The following is a 16,362-nucleotide window of genomic DNA, read 5'->3' on the forward strand; positions in this document are numbered from 1 at the left end:
TAGCAAGAGGGGGAGCCAATGGCTCCCCCTCTTCGTTTCACTCATGGCGCGGATCAGAACTGACTGGCCAGCAACCAGCCGGTGTAGCCGATGAAGACGCAGAGCAGCAAGCCCCCTTCCACCCGGTTGATGCGGCCCTGGCCCTTGCGGCCCAGGCACATCACCAGCAGCAGCAGGGTCAGCCCCATCATCAGGCTCCAGTCACGGGAGAGCACGGCTGGGTCCACATCCAGGGGCGCGATGCCGGCGGCGATGCCGACCACCGCCAGGGTGTTGAACAGGTTGGAACCGAGCACGTTGCCCAGGGCCAGATCATGCTCCTTCTTCTTGATGGCCATCAGGGAGGAGGCCAGCTCCGGCAGCGAGGTGCCGATGGCGACTATGGTCAGTCCGATGACGAGGTCGCTGATGCCAAAGGCCTGGGCTATGGTCACGGCGCCCCACACCAGCAGGCGGGAGGCGCCGACCAGCAGCACCAGGCCGACAATCAACCAGAAGATGGCCTTCTTGAGCGGCATGGCCTCGCTGTCTATCTCCACGTTCACGTCTTCGTCAAGGGCATCTCCCTTGCCGGTGATCCCGGCCCAGATGGACCAGCCCATCAGCACCACGAATACCCCCCCCAGGATCAGGGCGTCGGTGCGCCCCAGGTGGCCGTCGATGAGCAGGGCCCCCGAAAGCAGGGTGATGCCGAGCAGGATGGGGATCTCCTTGCGCACCACCTGGGAGGAGACGGCGATGGGGCTGATGAGGGCGGTCAGGCCCAGGATCAGGGCGATATTGGTGATGTTGGAGCCATAGGCATTGCCAAGGGCCAGCCCGGGGTTGCCTTGCAGGGAGGCGAGGGCCGAGACCACCATCTCGGGGGCCGAGGTGCCAAAACCGATGATCACCATGCCGATGAGCAAGGGCGGCATGCCGGCGTAACGGGCGGTGGCGGCGGCACCATCGACAAACTTATCCGCACTCCAGACCAGCAGGGCCAGTCCGGCAATCAGGGCAACAAAAGCCAGGGTCATACGTCTTCTTTCCAGTCGGGGTTGAGCTTGGGGGCGCCGTGGTCATCACGGCATCAACAGGGGACGCCGGCCCTGAGGCCGTGCCGGCGCCAGTGTAACCGAGCAAAGCCGGTTTTCAAGGGCTAACTCAGCCTTGATTAACCGTCACACCAGGGCGAGCAGGCTGGCGGCATCCGAGACCTCGAACTTGCCCGGCGCCTCGACCCGCAGCGCCCTGACCACCCCATCCTCGGCGATCAGGGCAAAACGCTGGGCCCGCACGCCGCCAAAGGCCCCCGTCTCCTTCTCCAGTCCCAGGGCGCGGGTCCAGCCGGCATCGCCGTCCGCCAGCATGGTGATGGCCTGCGCCCCCTGGGCGTCCTGCCACGCCTTCATCACGAAGGCATCGTTGACCGAGAGGCAGTAGAGGGCATCGACCCCCCGGGCGGAGAACTCGTCCGCCAGCACCACATAACCGGGCAGGTGGGCGTTGGAGCAGGTGGGGGTGAAGGCGCCGGGCACGGCGAACAGCACCACCTTCTTGCCCGCAAACAGCGCCCGGGTATCCAGGGTCTGCTTGCCCTCGTCCGTGATGAAGGTGAATTCGCCCGCGGGCAGTGGCTGGCCAATGGCTATCATGATGGGTCTTCCTGACGGTGAATGATGACTCGCAGTCTATCCCAGATGCGCGCGCCGTGCAGGCTAGACTCAGGCGCCGCCCCTCGCCTGCCAGTGGGCGAGGGCTATCAGGGAGTCGGGGGTGAACTCGGCGGCCCGGCTGGCGATCTCCGTCAGGCTCATCCAGTGCACGGCGCTCACCTCCTCGGCCTGCAATTGCAGCGGCCCCTGGTAGCGGCAGCTGTAGAGGTAGCCCCACACCCGGTAGTGGCTCCCTTCGGCCAGGAAGCGACCATGGTCATGGAGCGCCACCCCGTAGACGCCCAGCTCTTCCCCCAGCTCGCGCAAGGCGCTGGCCAGGGGGGGCTCCCCCACCGTCATGACGCCGCCGGCGCAGGCGTCCAGCATGCCGGGACAGAAATCCTTGCCGAGGGTGCGCCGCTGCACCAGTATCTGATCCCCCTCCCCCAGCACCAGTATGTAACTGGCGCGATGGCGCAGATTCTCCCGGCGCACCCGCGCCCGATCCGCCACCTCGATGACATTGTCCTGTTCATCGACTACATCGACCCACTCCATTGCCGCTCTCCGAAACATGCTGCTGACGCCGCAGTATACATGGCGCGGCCCCAGGCCGGATCCGCCATCGTCCCCCTTTTCCTCGCCCTCATGGGCCAGTGCCGGCCATGAAAAAGGCGCCTGTCGGCGCCCTCGTGATCACCATGTCCGCCTCAGTTGTGCAAGATCTGGGACAAAAACAGCTTGGTGCGATCGGATTGGGGATGTTCGAAGAAGGCTTCGGGCTCGTTCTCCTCGATGATCTGGCCCCTGTCCATGAAGATGACCCTGTCGGCCACCTGCTTGGCAAACCCCATCTCATGGGTGACGCAGAGCATGGTCATCCCCTCGTTGGCCAGCTCCACCATGACATCCAGCACCTCCCGCACCATCTCGGGATCCAGCGCCGAGGTCGGCTCGTCAAACAGCATCACCTGGGGATTCATGCACAGGCTGCGGGCGATGGCCACCCTCTGCTGCTGACCGCCGGAGAGCTGCCCCGGGTACTTGAGGGCCTGCTCCGGGATCCGTACCCGCTCGAGGAAGGTCATGGCGATCTGCTCCGCCTCCCGCCTCGGCAGCTGCTTGACCCAGATCGGCGCCAGGCAGCAGTTCTCCAGCACCGTCAGGTGGGGAAACAGGTTGAAGTGCTGAAACACCATGCCCACCTCGCGCCGCACCGTCTCTATGTTCTTGAGATCCGAGGTGAGCGCCATCCCCTTGACCAGGATGTCACCCCGCTGATGCTCCTCCAGCCGGTTGATGCAGCGGATCATGGTGGACTTGCCGGAGCCAGAGGGGCCGCAGATGACGATCTTCTCCCCCTTGCTCACCCTGAGATTGATGTTGCGCAGCACGTGGAACTCGCCATACCACTTGTTGACACCCTTGAGTTCGACCACATAGTTGTTTTCCATAATCGACAGCTCCTAACGCTTGTGGCCCGTGTGCAGCTTGCGCTCCAGGTAGATGGAATAACGGGACATGCCAAAACAGAACATCCAGAAGATCAAGGCGATGAACACATAAGCCTCGGTGGAAAAACCGAGCCATTGCGGATCCGCCAGCGCCACCTTGGAGATGGCCAGCAGGTCGAACAGGCCGATGATCAGCACCAGGCTGGTGTCCTTGAACAGGGCGATGAAGGTGTTCACCAGGGAGGGGATGGTGATCTTGAGGGCCTGGGGCATGATGATGAGCCCCATCACCTTCCAGTAAGAGAGCCCGAGGGCGTCCCCCGCCTCGTATTGCCCCTTGGGGATCGCCTGCAGGCCGCCGCGCACCACCTCGGCCACATAGGCCGACTGGAACATGATGATGCCGATCAAGGCCCGCAGCAGCTTGTCAAACTCCACCTCTCCCGCCACGAACAGCGGCAGCATGACCGAGGCCATGAACAGCACGGTAATGAGCGGCACCGCGCGCCAGAACTCGATATAAACGGTGGAGAGGCTGCTGATGATGGGCATGTGGGAGCGGCGCCCCAGCGCCAGCAAGATGCCAAGGGGCAGGGCCACGGCGATGCCCACCACCGCCAGCACCAGGGTCAGCATCAGGCCGCCCCAGAGGTTGGTCTCCACCTGGGATAGCCCGAAGCCGCCATGGAGCAGCACGAAGGCGATGCAGGGAAACACCAGCAGGGTAAAGAGAGCCAGCCAGCCCTTGTGCGGCGTTCTGGGCCAGATCAGCAGCGCCAGCAGCCCCGCCATGCCCGCAAATACGATGTTGACCCGCCAGCGTTGATCCCCCGGATAGAAGCCGTAGATGTACTGGCCGAAACGGCTCTCGATAAACAGCCAGCAGGCCCCTTCCTGACCGCAATCGGCGCGGCTGCCGCCGCTCCAGGTCGCGGAGATCAGGGCCCAGTCGATCAGATGCCAGAGGGCGGGCAGCAGCAGATAGAGCAGCGCCAGGGTCACCAGACCGTTCCACCAGTTGGGAAACAGGTTGGCCCTCAGCCAGGCCAGCAGACCGCGCCGACCCGAGGGTGGCGGCAGTGCCTCTTGCAACTCATTGACGTACATGGCGCCCCCCTCTCATCTGCCGAACGAGGCCAGAGGCGATGCCTTGGATGCGTGTCATGGGATCTCCTCAGCGCTCCACCAGCGCCATCTTGCGGTTGTAGATATTCATCAGGATGGAGGTGCCGATACTGATGACGAGATAGACCCCCATGGTCATGGCGATCACCTCGATGGCCTGCCCGGTCTGGTTGAGGGTGGTGCCCATGAAGACGGACACCAGATCCGGGTAGCCGATGGCGGTCGCCAGGGACGAGTTCTTGGTCAGGTTCAGATACTGGCTGGTGAGGGGCGGTATGATGACCCGCATCGCCTGGGGGATGACCACCAGCTGCAGGGTTCTCGAGGTGGAGAGCCCGAGCGCCGAGGCCGCCTCCGTCTGACCATGGCTGATGGCCAGGATGCCGGATCGCACTATCTCGGCGATGAAGGCCGCCGTGTAGATGGCCAGCGCCAGCAGCAGGGCCACCAGCTCGGGCAGCACCGTCAGGCCACCACGGAAGTTGAAGCCCTGCAGGGTGGGCAGGCTCCAGCCTATGGGGCTGCCCGCCAGCCAGAAGGTCACCAGCGGCAACAGCAGGATCAGCGCCAGGGAGCTGAGCCAGACCGGAAATGCCTTGCCGGTCAGCTCTTGGCGGCGATGGGCCCAGCTGCGAACTCCCCAGCTCAGCAGCAGCGCCAGCAGCAAGGCCCAGAGCACGTAGCCAAACCCCTCCTCAAACAGGGGCTTGGGCAGGTAGAAGCCTCGCACGTTGAGAAAGGCCAGCTCCCCCAGGCTCACACTGTCTCGCGGCGACGGCAGGGTGCGCAGCACGGAGAAGTACCAGAAGAAGATCTGCAGCAACAGGGGGATGTTGCGAAAGGTCTCGATATAGACGGTGGCGATGCGCGACACCAGCCAGTTGTTCGACAGGCGAGCCACCCCGAGCACGAAGCCGAGCAGGGTCGCCAATATGATCCCCAGCGCGGAGATCAGCAGGGTGTTGAGCAGGCCGACCAGGAAGGTGCGACCGAAGGTGTGGGTCTCATCGTAGGGGATCAGGCTCTGCAAGATGCCGAAACCGGCCGTGTTGCCGAGAAAGCCAAACCCTGTGGTGATGCCGCGGGCTTCCAGGTTGGCCAGGGCATTACTGATGATGTAGAACAGGAAACCGAGGACAGCCGCGACGGCCAGACACTGGAAGATCAGCGCCCTTACCTTCGCGTCATACCACCAGCGGCCCTGTGCTTTCCTCTGGTCGTGCGGATGTGACGCCATAGGGATTTACTCCGACAAAGCCAAGGCAAGAGGGAAAACGGGGGGCCTTGGCCCCCCGCACAGCTAGCGAATGGGGGGGGCGTACATCAGGCCACCCTGATTCCACAGCGCATTGATGCCGCGATCTATCTTGAGGGGAGATCCGGCCCCCACGTTGCGCTCGAACACCTCGCCGTAGTTGCCGACCTGCTTGATGATGTTGTAGGCCCACTTGTCATCCAGGCCGAGCACGCCGCCCTTGGGATCCTCGAGCCCCAGCAGACGCCGTACATCGGGATTGGTGGATTTGAGCATCTCATCCACGTTGGCACTGGTGACCCCGGCCTCCTCGGCGTTGAGCAGGGCATTCATGCTCCAGCGCACCACCTTGAACCAGGGTTCATCCCCCTGGCGCACCACGGGTCCCAGGGGCTCCTTGGAGATCACCTCCGGCAGCACGATGGCGTTCTCCGGCTTGGAGAGCTTGATCTTGAGGGAGTAGAGCTGGGATTGATCCGAGGTCAGCACGTCGCAGCGCCCGGCCTCGAACCCCTTGACGGTCTGATCCGAGGTATCAAACACCACGGCGCTGTATTTCATGCCGCCATTGGCGCGGAAATAGTCGGCGAGGTTGAGTTCGGTGGTGGTGCCGGACTGGATGCAGACGGCGGCGCCATCAAGCTCCTTGGCGCTCTTGACCCCCAGGGCCTTGGAGACCATGAACCCCTGGCCATCGTAGTAGTTGACCCCGGCGAAGGTGAGACCGAGGGAGGCATCCCGGGTCAGGGTCCAGGTGGTATTGCGCGAGAGCATGTCCACTTCACCGGACTGCAGGGCGGTGAAGCGCTCCTTGGCGGTCAGGGAGACATACTTGACCTTGCTGGCATCCCCGAGCACGGCGGCGGCGACGGCGCGGCACACGTCCACATCCAGCCCGGTCCAGGTCCCTTTGGCATCCGGGTTGGAGAAGCCGGGCAGGCCGTCCCCCACCCCGCACTGCACGAACCCCTTCTTCTTGACCGTGTCCAGGGTCCCTTCGGCCAGGACGTTGGCTGACGCCAGCGACAACGCAACCAATACACCAAGCTTATGTATCTGTTTCATATCACTCTTCCCTGTGGTTCGACTCGAACAGGCATCAGCGCAACCCGCCGATGACCCTCTCCCTTTCCTCACTTTTTTGCAGCTTATCCAGCCCGAAAAAAGCCTGTCAATCGGTGCAAACCGGCACAGAAATGGTGCAACAGCACAACATCACTCCCAGGTTCGATATACACCTTATGAATAAAAAATAGACCCATGTTGACCAAATAACATACCGAACTTTCCCTGCCAAACCGTGTGGATATTTTTCCCGCTATTTTCGCCCTGCCCCATAAGTGGGCAGGTTTTTTATTACAACTGACTCATATGATTCATATTTTTGTCATGGCGCGACGCCATAGTGTGCCCTGTCCAAACGAGAGGGTATGGTCGTGATGAAGGTGTTCAAGAGTTTGTCCCCCCGCCAGATAGCGCGATACGTGAAGAGTTTTCACCGCGGCAGTTTCATGGTCGAGGAGATGGGCCAGTTTGAATTTACCGGGGGCGAGATCAATCTGGAGAGCCTGAGTTGCCGGCAGACCTTGAGCCTGGCGATGAGGGTCAACCGGGCGGTTCGCAGCCTGCGTCAGGACAGCCAGCTGTTGGGATAACTTCCGCGAGTCTTATTGGTCCTTTGCTTCCATCTGATTTTTTTCGGCTCGCCGGTCACTGACCGCGCGGGCCATCTTCTATGGCGGTGATCACCCCGTTCGCGACGGTGACGAACTGCATGAACTGGCTCTTGCCGAAGTTGTAGGTCCAGCGTTCGGCATACTTGACCGTCATGCGCACGCCAAAGCCGTTCTCCTCATAGCGGGTCAACTCCTCCTTGAGCATGGGCTGGCCACAGCGCACCAGCAGCAAGGCCGTGCTGTCCCCCTCGGTCAGCAGATCGCCCTTGCAGCGCAGGGTGGCGGCGTCGGCGGTGAGCGTCAGGGCAAGACACATAGCAGAGATCATCAGTCGTTTCATGTGGCGTTCCATCTGAACAAGGCGGCACCCAGGGTGACGCAGACCAGGGTAAACAGGGCGATCTGGGCCAGGGGGCTCGCCACCTCCTGCCAGCCGGCCCCTTCCAGCATCACGGCCCGCGCCGCGGCGATGATCTGGCTCAGCGGCAAGCGGTCCGCCACCCCTTGCAACCAGGGGGGCGCCCCTTCCAGGGAGAACCAGACACCGGACAAGAACATCATGGGCAGACTGATGAGATTGAGCAAACCGCTGGCCAGCTCTTCATTCTGAAGGCGGGCCGCCACCAGCAGACCCAGGGACGCCATGGCCGCCCCACCCAGCAGGGCGATGAGCAGCAAGAGCCAGCCAGAGCCGAGCAGAGGGGCCCCCAGCAGCCAGTGGGCGACCAGAAACACCAGCAGACTCACCACCAGGGTGATGGCAAGGCGCGACAGCAGCTGGGCGCAGAGAAACTCGGCGGCGCTGAGCGGGGTCGCCCTCAGCCGCTTGAGCACCCCGTTCTTGCGGTATCGCACTATCACATAGCCCACGCCGAACAGGCCCGAGAACATCAGGTTCATGCCGATCACCCCGGGCAGCAGCCAATCCCCATAACGAATGGCCTGGCCGGGCAGGGTATCGCGCACCAATGGGGTCAGGCTGTGTCCCTTGAGCAGGTACTCGGCCAGCCCTCCCCCCGGTGAGTCCGGATTCACCCAGTAGTTGCCCCCGGCCGGGTTGAGCAGCAGATCCAGCTGATGGTGGCGCACCTTGCGCTGGGCCGGGGCCAGGCTCTCGTACTCCACCAGCCTGAGCTGGGGAATGGCCTCCAGGGCCTGATAGGCGGGAGGCAGGGGCCCCACTACCCCGAGCTGCAACAGGGGACGCTGATTGCCCGAGAAGATCAGGGAGAACCCCAGCACCAGCAGCAGGGGCACCAGCAGATTCCAGGCCAGGGCGGCCCGGTCGCGCACAAACTCCAGATTGCGGGCATGGAAAAGCGCGCCGATGCGCCTCAGGCTGTCGCTCATCTCGAACTCCTCTGTGTCAGGCCCTGGTTCATGCACCGCTCCTCAGGCTGTGGCCGGTCAACTTGAGGAAGAGATCCTCCAGGTTGGGGGAGCGGATCTGCATGCCGGTCAGGGGCACCTGCAACGCCAGCAGGCGCGGCATCAGGCTCGCCACGTCGGGGCAGACCAGCTCCACCTGTCCCCCTTGCCGGGTGCAAGGCAGCCCCAGACTGGCCAAGGCGGGGTGATCGGACAGGCGCACCAGCACCCCCTCGAAATGCTGGTCCAACAGGGCCTGGGGGGTATCCAGGCTGAGCAGATGGCCATGGTCGACGATGGCGATGCGATCGCACAACTGCTGCGCCTCGTCCATGTAATGGGTGGTCAGCACTATGGTCTTGCCCTGGGCCTTGATGGCCTTGACCCTGTCCCAGAAATGGTGCCTGGCCTGGGGATCCAGCCCAGTGGTGGGCTCGTCGAGAAACAGCAGCTCGGGATCCCCCAGCAGGGCCAGGGCCAGCAGCAGCCGTTGACGCTGGCCGCCGGAGAGGCGACGACTGTCCCGATCGACGAAATCCTCGAGGGCGCAGAGGTGGATCAGCAGCTCGAGGGGCAAGGGCCGGGGATAGAGGCGGGAGAAGAGGCGCAGGGTGTCGCGCACGGTCAGGAAATCCTGCAGCGCCGTGTGCTGGAACTGGATGCCGATGCGGCCACGATAATCGGCACCGGGCGGCGCCCCGTGGAACAGGATGCGGCCGCTGTCCGGGGTGAGGATCCCCTCCAGCAGCTCTATGGTGGTGGTCTTGCCGGCCCCGTTGGGGCCAAGCAGGCCGAAACAGCTGCCCGCCGCTATGGCAAAATTGAGCCCATCCACCGCCTTGACCCCGGCGAAATGCTTGACGAGATCGACGACCTCTATGATGGCTGGCATGGCTTCCTCCCCTGGCTCGTTCGACTATAACGAAAAGCGGAGATCCGTCCCATCTTTGCCGCGGGCCAAAAACAAACGGCGACCCCAGGGTCGCCGTTTGCAGCAAGCAGACTGGATCACAGGATGTCCAGCAGCTCCACTTCGAATACCAGGGCAGAGTACGGCGGGATGGAGCCGGCACCACGGGCACCGTAGGCCAGATCCTGCGGGATGAACAGCTTCCACTTGGAGCCAACCGGCATCAGTTGCAGCGCTTCGACCCAACCGGCGATGACGCCGGTGACCGGGAACTCAGCCGGCTCGCCACGGGCGACCGAGCTGTCGAATACGCCACCGTCGGTGAAGGTACCGTGGTAGTGCACGCGCACGGACTGGCCGGCAACCGGTACGGCGCCATCGCCTTTAACCATGACTTCATACTGCAGGCCGGAATCGGTCACCTGCACGCCGTCGCGCTTGGCGTTATCGGCCAGGAAGGCTTCGCCTTCGGCGGCGGCGGCCTTGGCAGCCACTTCCTGCTCGGCCTGCATGCGGCTGGTGATCACCTGGAAGGCGTCATTGATATCGTCGCGGCTGACCGCGAACTCCAGACCGTTCAGGGCATCTGCCAGACCCTGTTGCAAGGCGGGGATATCCAGACCGGCGAAGGCTTGCTGTGCCAGTTGATCACCCATGTTGCGGCCGATGCCATAGCTGGCCTTCTGTTCGATAGAGTCGTATTGGGACATTGAGATTCTGCTCCGGGTCCATGTGTCAAAAGAGCGGGAATGATAACAGAGTTTTTACCCGGGTGCTGCCGTCAGGGCGCCCGCCCTGCCTCGGACCCAGCCAGCCCTCTCTCAGTCCCGATCCAGCAGGGCCCACACCGCCGCCACCTTGGCGCCGTCGGTGATATTGACCCGGCCGTCGTCCGAGGTCCCCATGTTGACACCATGGCGAAGATCGGCACCATGCCGCCACGCCAGTCCTCTCTCAGTCCCGATCCAGCAGGGCCCGCACCGCCGCCACCTTGGCACCGTCGGTGATATTGACCCGGCCATCGTCCGAGGTACCCATGTTGACACCATGGGGAAGATCGGCACCATGCCGCCACGCCAGCCCTTTCTCAGTCCCGATCCAGCAGGGCCCGCACCGCCGCCACCTTGGCGCCGTCGGTGATATTGACCCGGCCATCGTCCGAGGTCCCCATGTTGACGCCATGGCGAAGATCGGCACCATGCCGCCACGCCAACCCTTTCTCAGTCCCGATCCAGCAGGGCCCGCACCGCCGCCACCTTGGCACCGTCGGTGATATTGACCCGGCCATCGTCCGAGGTCCCCATGTTGACACCATGGGGTACCATGCCGCCACGCCAGCCCATGCCGGACATGTGAACCTCGTTCACCCCGGTGAACTCCAGTATGGTGCGCACGTTGTCGGCATTGACCCCGGCCCCCGGCATCAGGCTGGCCCGCCCCGCCAGGGCCTGGGCCATGGCCTGCAGCGTCTCCAGCCCCGCCAGGGCGGTCGGGGCATGACCGGAGCTCAGGATGCGTTCGCACCCCGCCCCCACTATCACCTCCAGATCCGCCCGCCAGTCGCTGCACAGATCGATGGCGCGGTGAAAAGTGACCCCCAGGGGACCGGCCGCCGCCACCAGCTGCCTCAGCCTGTCTCCGGGCACCCGCCCTTGCGGGTCGAGCAGGCCGACCACCACCCCCTGCAGGCCGGCGGCGCGAGCGGCGGCGATGTCTTGCAGCATCAGCTCGAACTCGAGCTCGCCAAAACAGAAATCCCCGGCCCGGGGACGGATCATGGCATAGATGGGAACACGGCCATGGCGCGCCGCCTGCTGCATCAGGCCATAGGAGGGGGTGAGCCCGCCGAGGGCGAGGGCGGAGCAGAGCTCGATACGATCGGCCCCGGCATCCTGGGCGATGAACAGGGATTCCAGGTTGTCGATGCAGACTTCGAGACGGGTCATGATATCTCCTCGTGATGGGTGAGGTGAGACCCGTGGTCGAGTCTCACAGATGAAGCAGGGCCGCGCCGCGCACCCCGCCCGCGCCGCCAAACCGGGCCTGGCGGATCTCGGGCAGGGCGACACCGGGCAACAGATGCCCCGGCAGGCGCAGCGGCAATTGTTCGTAGAGTGCGGGCAGACCGCACAGGCCGCCACCGAGCACCACCACCTCGGGATCCAGCACGGAGAGGGCGGTGGCCAGGCCCGCCGCCATGATCTCCAGCCAGCAATCCAGGGTGGTGACGGCGTTCGGCTCCCTGGCCTCGAAGCGGGCCACTATCTGCTGGCCCGAGACACGCTCGCCGCTCAGTTGCTGATAGAGGCGTTCGAGACCTGTGCCCGAGGCATAGGTCTCGAAGCAGGCGAGCCGGCCACAACCACAGCGCGGGCGCGGCAAGTCGGGGTATTTCATCAGGATGGTGCCGGGCAGCGGGTAGTGGCCTATCTCTCCCGCCAGCCAGTTGCGTCCCTGCACCAGGCGTCCGTTGAGGTAGACGGCGCCGCCAATCCCGGTGCCGATGGTGACCGCCAGGGCCGACTCGGCCCCCTCGGCGGCGCCTTGATGCACCTCGGACCAGAGGAAGCAGTTGGCATCGTTGTCGACCCGCACCTCGCGATCGAGCAAGGCGCCCAGATCCGCCCCCAGATGACGACCATTGATGCAGGGCAGATTGGCGGCCACTATGCTCTTGTCGCTGCGATTGAGGATGCCGGGGAAGCCGATCCCGACCATGCCACGTACGCCATAGCGCTTGTCCGCCGCCTGCACCCTGTCGAGGATCAGCCGCTGCAGCGCCGCGTAATCCTCTCCCGGCGTCCCCAGCCGCTCCTCGTGACACAGGGTCAAGGCGCCGTCATAGATGGCGAATGCCACCTTGGTGCCGCCGATATCGAAACCGTAATACATGCCCACACTCCCTTGCAGCTTGAGAAAACGATGCTAGTCCTGAGCGGGTCATTGTATTAATTCGCAAAAAAAATAAAGTGACCCATACCGTAAAACTGGCGGCCCGTCACAGCGTGCGGCACATTTTCCGCTGCAGGCAGGGCTGGCCCTGCTGAGTCAGGGTGCGTTGCTCCCCGTCGAAACGAAAGCCGCGCCTCAAGTAGAACCCCTCCCCGACCCGATTGCCCGCCAGCAGCCAGAGGCTGACCCGCTCGAACCCCGCTCGCCGCATCTGCATCGCCACCGCCTGCCACAGGCGCTTGCCGTGCCCCTGACGCCAGTGGGCCGGGTGCAGGTAGAGGGCGCGGATATGGGCCTCGGGCCCGGCCTCCCCTTCCTGATGCTGCCAGTAGAGCAGGCCTATCACCCTCTGCTCGATGCAGATCAGCATGGGTTTGGGGTCTTCCCCCGCGAGCCGCCGACGCCACAGCTGCAGGTGGACCCCGGGTGCCAGCGCGCCCAGCAGCTCGGGGCCCAGCACCTCGCCATAGGCCGCCAGCCAGCTGGCCCGTTGCAGCACCGTCATGGCGGCGGCGTCTTGCAGCCGGGCCAGGCGCAGGGTCGCCGTCAGCGTTTGCACTGGGGCGTCAGTCCGGCGGCGCGGGCCTGCTGATAGAGGGGGGTCGCCGTGGCCAGCTCGGCGCGCAGCTCACCGATGCGGTTCGCATTGCTCGGGTGGGTGGAGAGCAGCTCCGGAGGCGCCTTGCCCCCGGCGGCGGCCCCCATGTTCTGCCACAGCGGGATCGCCTCTGCCGGGTTGAAACCGGCGCGAGCCATCAGATCCAGCCCCAATCGATCCGCCTCGCTCTCCTGCTCGCGGCCATAGGGCAGGGCTATCCCCACCTCGACCCCGAGCCCGAGCGCCGCCATGGTGGCGCCGCGATACTCGCTGGTGCCGAGGGCGATGTCCGCCGCCGCCAGCCCCAGTCCCGTGATCTGGCTGCGCGACAGCCGCTCGTTGGAGTGCTGGGCCAGCACATGGGTCAGCTCGTGACCGATGACGGTGGCCAGCTGATCCTGGTTCCTGGCCACGTCGAGCAAGCCGCTGTAGACCCCTATCTTGCCGCCGGGCAGGGCGAAGGCGTTGACCTGTTTGGAGTCAAACACCACCACTTCCCAGTCGCTGATGCCATAGCTGCTCGGCACCTGGGCGGTGACCGCCTTGGCGACGCAGGAGACATAGGCATTGAGCCTGGCGTCCTTGCTCAGCTTCTCCTGCTGCTTCATCTGGTTGAAGGAGTCCGCCCCGAGCTGGTTCATCTGCTGGGGGGAGAAGAGCAGCATCTGGCTGCGGCCCGTGGGGGATTGGGCGCAGGCACCGAGCAACAGACCGGCGGCGGCCAGCAGGCCTGCCTGGGTGAGGAGTGAGGTCATCGACGGAGTCCTTGTGACGGAGAATGCCTTATTCTCGGGAAAGCGCGCACCGGGTGCAAGTCGGTCAACATGACCTGCCGCTTGCGGCCATAAAAAAAACGAGCCCGGATGGGCTCGTTTTGGCAAGGCTTGCCGCGGGGCGTTATTACATCAGGCCCAGCTTCTTGAGATCAGCCTGGACCACCTTGGCCGGAACCGGCACATAACCGTCCTTGGCAACGATGGTCTGACCGGCCTTGGAGAGGATCAGCTTGACGAACTCCTGCTCCATGGGGGAGAGCGGCTTGTTCGGGTGCTTGTTCACGTACAGGTAGAGGAAGCGTGACAGCGGATACTTGCCGGTGATGGCGTTGTCGGCACTTGCCTCGACGAAGGTGGTGCCATCCTTGGAGAGCGGCACGGCGCGCACCCCTGAGGTGACATAACCGATGCCGGAGTAACCGATCCCGTTGAGGGAGGCGGAGACGGACTGCACCACGGAGGCGGAACCCGGCTGCTCGTTCACGCCGCTCTTGAAGTCGCCGTCACACAGGGCGTGCTCCTTGAAGTAGCCATAGGTACCGGAGACGGAGTTGCGACCGAACAGTTGCAGATCCTTGCCAGACCAGCTGCCATCCAGACCCAGGTCGGACCATTTGCTGGCTGCCTTGGCTTCGCCGCACTTGAGGGTGCTGGAGAAGACGGCATCAACCTGCTGCATGGTCAGCCCCTTGATGGGGTTGTCCTTGTTGACGAACACGGCCAGGGCATCGACGGCGACGCGAATGGCAGTCGGCTTGTAGCCGTGGCGCTTCTCGAACGCTTCCTCTTCACCGGACTTCATGGCACGGCTCATGGGGCCGAACTGGGAAGTGCCTTCGGTCAGGGCGGGAGGGGCGGTGGAGGAGCCTGCGGCCTGGATCTGAACGTTGACGTTCGGATAGACGCGCTTAAATTCTTCGGCCCACAGGGTCATCATGTTGGCCAGGGTATCGGAACCCACGGACGACAAGTTACCCGAGATGCCGCTGATCGGCGCATATTCAGGCAGATCCTTGTCGACGCCGTAAGCCATAGAGCCGGCAGAAAATAGCACTGCCGCAGTAACACCGATCACACTGGCCAATTTGTTGAGTTTCATCCAATCTCTCCAAAATTACAGAAGGTCCGTTCTTTAAGACGGCGCCAGTATCCGACCTGGCAGTGACAAATTTATGGCGTGATCATGACGCTTTCATGACAGCCAGCCAGATAAGCATAAAAACGGGGAGGGTCACCACTGTGGCCCTCCCCGTTGTCATCAACCGCTTGATGTTCAATGACTTCTATTTCGCCATCGCCAACTTGGCCACCACCAGTCGCGCCGGGATCAGGAAGCTGAAGCGGCTTCCCAACCCCACCCGGCTATCGATGTCGAGGTGGGTATCGTGGTGACTCAAGGCATGCTTGACGATGGCAAGGCCCAGCCCGGATCCGCCGGTGTGACGGGAGCGCGCCTTGTCGACCCGGTAGAACCGCTCCGTGAGCCGCGCCAGGTGATCCGGGGTGATCCCCTCCCCCTCGTCGCTCACCGCGAACAGGGCCTGATTGCCCTGGCGGCGCCACTCCACCTGGATCTTGCGACCCGGCGGCGTGTAATGAATGGCGTTGTAGACCAGGTTGGACACGGCGCTGCGCAGCTGATCCTCGTCCCCGAGCAGCCAGAGATCCGGCTGCACCAGAAACTCGATGACATGGGCTCGCTCCCCCGACAGGGCCCGCGCCTCCTGCTCGAGCAGGGAGAGCATGGCCGGCATGTCGACCCGATGGGACAGGTCGATGTCCGGCGCCGCCTCGATGCGCGACAGGGTCAGCAGCTGGTTCACCAGGTTGTCCATGCGCACCGTCTGCTCCATCATCACCCTGTGGGCCTTGGCCCACATGGCGGGCGGCGGCGGCTCCTCCGTCATCTCCAGGTACCCCTTGAGCACTGTGAGCGGGGTGCGCAGCTCATGGGAGACGTTGGCCACGAAGTGCTTGCGGGTCTTCTCCAGGCTGCGCAGCCGGGTCACGTCCCGCACCACCAGCATGGCCTGATCCTCGGCATAGGGCATGATGCGAAATTCGAGAAACTTCTCCTCATTGATGGGGGAGTGCATCTCGAAGGGCTCATCATAGTCCCCCTTGCCCAGGTAGCTGACGAAGGAGGGCTGACGGATCAGGTTGCCGATGTGCTGGCCCGCATCCTCCGGCCAGCGAAAGCCGAGCAGCTGCTCCGCCAGCCGGTTGCACCAGAGGATGCTGCCGTCGGTGCGAAACACCACGGCGGCATCGGGCAGGGCCTCGGCCCCCTCCCTGAAGCGGCGAATGAGACCCGCCAGCTCGCGCCGCCTGGCCCGGTGGCGCTGCTGCAGCTTGTAGATGCCGTTGAAGATGTATTCCCAGCTGCCGCTGCCGCTCGGCGGTACCAGGCTGCGGTCATGCCATAGCCAGTCCGAGAGCCGCTTCTGGAAGCGGTAGTGCCAACCAAGGTGCAGACAGGTTGCCACCAGCAGACAGAGGGTCAGGCTCTCCATCAGCCAGCCAAACAAGGCGAAGGGCAGGTAGAAAAACGCCATCCGCCACAACTGTCGTCGCCAGGCATAAGGTTGCAACATTAAGATCTCCTAGAGAC

Annotated in this window: 19 protein-coding genes; 1 reads left to right on the forward strand and 18 read right to left on the reverse strand. The window is 63.8% G+C overall.

Annotated features, from left to right (window positions below; translation table 11 throughout):
- Positions 1-53 precede the first annotated feature (53 nt).
- From ACW5W4_RS16335 to ACW5W4_RS16365, 7 genes are all read right to left on the reverse strand, one after another.
- Positions 54-1,019 carry a calcium/sodium antiporter gene (locus tag ACW5W4_RS16335; protein ID WP_427260768.1) on the reverse strand — a complete coding sequence of 322 codons (966 nt, stop codon included), beginning with the start codon at positions 1,017-1,019 and terminating at the stop codon, positions 54-56.
- Between the two features lie 144 nt (positions 1,020-1,163).
- On the reverse strand, positions 1,164-1,637 hold the full coding sequence (locus tag ACW5W4_RS16340) for a redoxin family protein (protein WP_456690096.1): 474 nt from the start codon (positions 1,635-1,637) through the stop codon (positions 1,164-1,166).
- Between the two features lie 69 nt (positions 1,638-1,706).
- Positions 1,707-2,195, reverse strand: a complete 489-nt coding sequence (yfcD, locus tag ACW5W4_RS16345; RefSeq protein ID WP_408792395.1) for an NUDIX hydrolase YfcD — start codon at positions 2,193-2,195, stop codon at positions 1,707-1,709.
- A gap of 152 nt (positions 2,196-2,347) precedes the next feature.
- The gene (locus ACW5W4_RS16350) at positions 2,348-3,091 is read right to left on the reverse strand and encodes an amino acid ABC transporter ATP-binding protein (RefSeq protein WP_408792397.1); all 744 of its coding nucleotides are present in this window, start codon (positions 3,089-3,091) and stop codon (positions 2,348-2,350) included.
- Between the two features lie 12 nt (positions 3,092-3,103).
- The gene (locus ACW5W4_RS16355; protein ID WP_456690097.1) at positions 3,104-4,198 is read right to left on the reverse strand and encodes an amino acid ABC transporter permease; all 1,095 of its coding nucleotides are present in this window, start codon (positions 4,196-4,198) and stop codon (positions 3,104-3,106) included.
- A 67-nt stretch (positions 4,199-4,265) separates the two neighbouring features.
- The gene (locus tag ACW5W4_RS16360; protein ID WP_456690098.1) at positions 4,266-5,453 is read right to left on the reverse strand and encodes an amino acid ABC transporter permease; all 1,188 of its coding nucleotides are present in this window, start codon (positions 5,451-5,453) and stop codon (positions 4,266-4,268) included.
- 63 nt (positions 5,454-5,516) lie between these two features.
- Positions 5,517-6,536 carry an amino acid ABC transporter substrate-binding protein gene (locus ACW5W4_RS16365; RefSeq protein ID WP_427260764.1) on the reverse strand — a complete coding sequence of 340 codons (1,020 nt, stop codon included), beginning with the start codon at positions 6,534-6,536 and terminating at the stop codon, positions 5,517-5,519.
- Positions 6,537-6,910: 374 nt separating this feature from the next.
- Here ACW5W4_RS16365 and ACW5W4_RS16370 point away from each other — a divergent pair, with 374 nt between their 5' ends.
- Positions 6,911-7,126, forward strand: coding sequence for a DUF1107 family protein (locus tag ACW5W4_RS16370; RefSeq protein WP_111873885.1), 216 nt, complete (start codon positions 6,911-6,913; stop codon positions 7,124-7,126).
- A 55-nt stretch (positions 7,127-7,181) separates the two neighbouring features.
- On the opposite strand, the gene ACW5W4_RS16375 is transcribed toward ACW5W4_RS16370, so the two are convergent.
- From ACW5W4_RS16375 to phoR, 11 genes are all read right to left on the reverse strand, one after another.
- Positions 7,182-7,499 (reverse strand): DUF2845 domain-containing protein, encoded by a 318-nt coding sequence (locus tag ACW5W4_RS16375; RefSeq protein ID WP_408792402.1) that lies wholly within the window; start codon positions 7,497-7,499, stop codon positions 7,182-7,184.
- Complete coding sequence (locus ACW5W4_RS16380; protein WP_427260762.1) at positions 7,484-8,497, reverse strand: ABC transporter permease; 1,014 nt, start codon at positions 8,495-8,497, stop codon at positions 7,484-7,486. The genes ACW5W4_RS16375 and ACW5W4_RS16380 overlap by 16 nt, the downstream gene beginning before the upstream one ends.
- Positions 8,498-8,525: 28 nt before the next feature.
- Complete coding sequence (locus ACW5W4_RS16385; RefSeq protein WP_456690099.1) at positions 8,526-9,407, reverse strand: ABC transporter ATP-binding protein; 882 nt, start codon at positions 9,405-9,407, stop codon at positions 8,526-8,528.
- 116 nt (positions 9,408-9,523) lie between these two features.
- Positions 9,524-10,135 (reverse strand): FKBP-type peptidyl-prolyl cis-trans isomerase, encoded by a 612-nt coding sequence (locus ACW5W4_RS16390; protein ID WP_041993599.1) that lies wholly within the window; start codon positions 10,133-10,135, stop codon positions 9,524-9,526.
- 377 nt (positions 10,136-10,512) lie between these two features.
- Complete coding sequence (locus tag ACW5W4_RS16395) at positions 10,513-10,638, reverse strand: copper homeostasis protein CutC (protein ID WP_456690100.1); 126 nt, start codon at positions 10,636-10,638, stop codon at positions 10,513-10,515.
- A 7-nt stretch (positions 10,639-10,645) separates the two neighbouring features.
- On the reverse strand, positions 10,646-11,371 hold the full coding sequence (locus ACW5W4_RS16400; RefSeq protein ID WP_427260760.1) for a copper homeostasis protein CutC: 726 nt from the start codon (positions 11,369-11,371) through the stop codon (positions 10,646-10,648).
- A 43-nt stretch (positions 11,372-11,414) separates the two neighbouring features.
- On the reverse strand, positions 11,415-12,317 hold the full coding sequence (locus ACW5W4_RS16405) for an ROK family protein (RefSeq protein WP_408792409.1): 903 nt from the start codon (positions 12,315-12,317) through the stop codon (positions 11,415-11,417).
- A gap of 106 nt (positions 12,318-12,423) precedes the next feature.
- A complete protein-coding gene (locus ACW5W4_RS16410; protein ID WP_456690109.1) occupies positions 12,424-12,882 on the reverse strand; it encodes a GNAT family N-acetyltransferase in 459 nt (152 codons plus the stop codon).
- A 41-nt stretch (positions 12,883-12,923) separates the two neighbouring features.
- Entirely contained in the window at positions 12,924-13,730 is an 807-nt protein-coding gene (locus tag ACW5W4_RS16415) for a M48 family metallopeptidase (RefSeq protein WP_408792410.1), read from the reverse strand.
- 145 nt (positions 13,731-13,875) lie between these two features.
- A complete protein-coding gene (locus ACW5W4_RS16420; RefSeq protein ID WP_456690101.1) occupies positions 13,876-14,850 on the reverse strand; it encodes a PstS family phosphate ABC transporter substrate-binding protein in 975 nt (324 codons plus the stop codon).
- A gap of 184 nt (positions 14,851-15,034) precedes the next feature.
- On the reverse strand, positions 15,035-16,345 hold the full coding sequence (phoR, locus tag ACW5W4_RS16425) for a phosphate regulon sensor histidine kinase PhoR (RefSeq protein ID WP_408792412.1): 1,311 nt from the start codon (positions 16,343-16,345) through the stop codon (positions 15,035-15,037).
- Between the last annotated feature and the right edge of the window lie 17 nt (positions 16,346-16,362).

The organism is Aeromonas crassostreae (assembly GCF_054052445.1).

What these genes read in the sequence shown, in the direction of transcription:
- ACW5W4_RS16335 (WP_427260768.1), bottom strand. Translation starts at nt 1,019, where the DNA reads ATGACCCTGGCTTTTGTTGCCCTGATTGCCGGACTGGCCCTGCTGGTC.
- ACW5W4_RS16340 (WP_456690096.1), bottom strand. Translation starts at nt 1,637, where the DNA reads ATGATAGCCATTGGCCAGCCACTGCCCGCGGGCGAATTCACCTTCATC.
- yfcD (WP_408792395.1), bottom strand. Translation starts at nt 2,195, where the DNA reads ATGGAGTGGGTCGATGTAGTCGATGAACAGGACAATGTCATCGAGGTG.
- ACW5W4_RS16350 (WP_408792397.1), bottom strand. Translation starts at nt 3,091, where the DNA reads ATGGAAAACAACTATGTGGTCGAACTCAAGGGTGTCAACAAGTGGTAT.
- ACW5W4_RS16355 (WP_456690097.1), bottom strand. Translation starts at nt 4,198, where the DNA reads ATGTACGTCAATGAGTTGCAAGAGGCACTGCCGCCACCCTCGGGTCGG.
- ACW5W4_RS16360 (WP_456690098.1), bottom strand. Translation starts at nt 5,453, where the DNA reads ATGGCGTCACATCCGCACGACCAGAGGAAAGCACAGGGCCGCTGGTGG.
- ACW5W4_RS16365 (WP_427260764.1), bottom strand. Translation starts at nt 6,536, where the DNA reads ATGAAACAGATACATAAGCTTGGTGTATTGGTTGCGTTGTCGCTGGCG.
- ACW5W4_RS16370 (WP_111873885.1), top strand. Translation starts at nt 6,911, where the DNA reads ATGAAGGTGTTCAAGAGTTTGTCCCCCCGCCAGATAGCGCGATACGTG.
- ACW5W4_RS16375 (WP_408792402.1), bottom strand. Translation starts at nt 7,499, where the DNA reads ATGGAACGCCACATGAAACGACTGATGATCTCTGCTATGTGTCTTGCC.
- ACW5W4_RS16380 (WP_427260762.1), bottom strand. Translation starts at nt 8,497, where the DNA reads ATGAGCGACAGCCTGAGGCGCATCGGCGCGCTTTTCCATGCCCGCAAT.
- ACW5W4_RS16385 (WP_456690099.1), bottom strand. Translation starts at nt 9,407, where the DNA reads ATGCCAGCCATCATAGAGGTCGTCGATCTCGTCAAGCATTTCGCCGGG.
- ACW5W4_RS16390 (WP_041993599.1), bottom strand. Translation starts at nt 10,135, where the DNA reads ATGTCCCAATACGACTCTATCGAACAGAAGGCCAGCTATGGCATCGGC.
- ACW5W4_RS16400 (WP_427260760.1), bottom strand. Translation starts at nt 11,371, where the DNA reads ATGACCCGTCTCGAAGTCTGCATCGACAACCTGGAATCCCTGTTCATC.
- ACW5W4_RS16405 (WP_408792409.1), bottom strand. Translation starts at nt 12,317, where the DNA reads ATGTATTACGGTTTCGATATCGGCGGCACCAAGGTGGCATTCGCCATC.
- ACW5W4_RS16410 (WP_456690109.1), bottom strand. Translation starts at nt 12,882, where the DNA reads ATGACGGTGCTGCAACGGGCCAGCTGGCTGGCGGCCTATGGCGAGGTG.
- ACW5W4_RS16415 (WP_408792410.1), bottom strand. Translation starts at nt 13,730, where the DNA reads ATGACCTCACTCCTCACCCAGGCAGGCCTGCTGGCCGCCGCCGGTCTG.
- ACW5W4_RS16420 (WP_456690101.1), bottom strand. Translation starts at nt 14,850, where the DNA reads ATGAAACTCAACAAATTGGCCAGTGTGATCGGTGTTACTGCGGCAGTG.
- phoR (WP_408792412.1), bottom strand. Translation starts at nt 16,345, where the DNA reads ATGTTGCAACCTTATGCCTGGCGACGACAGTTGTGGCGGATGGCGTTT.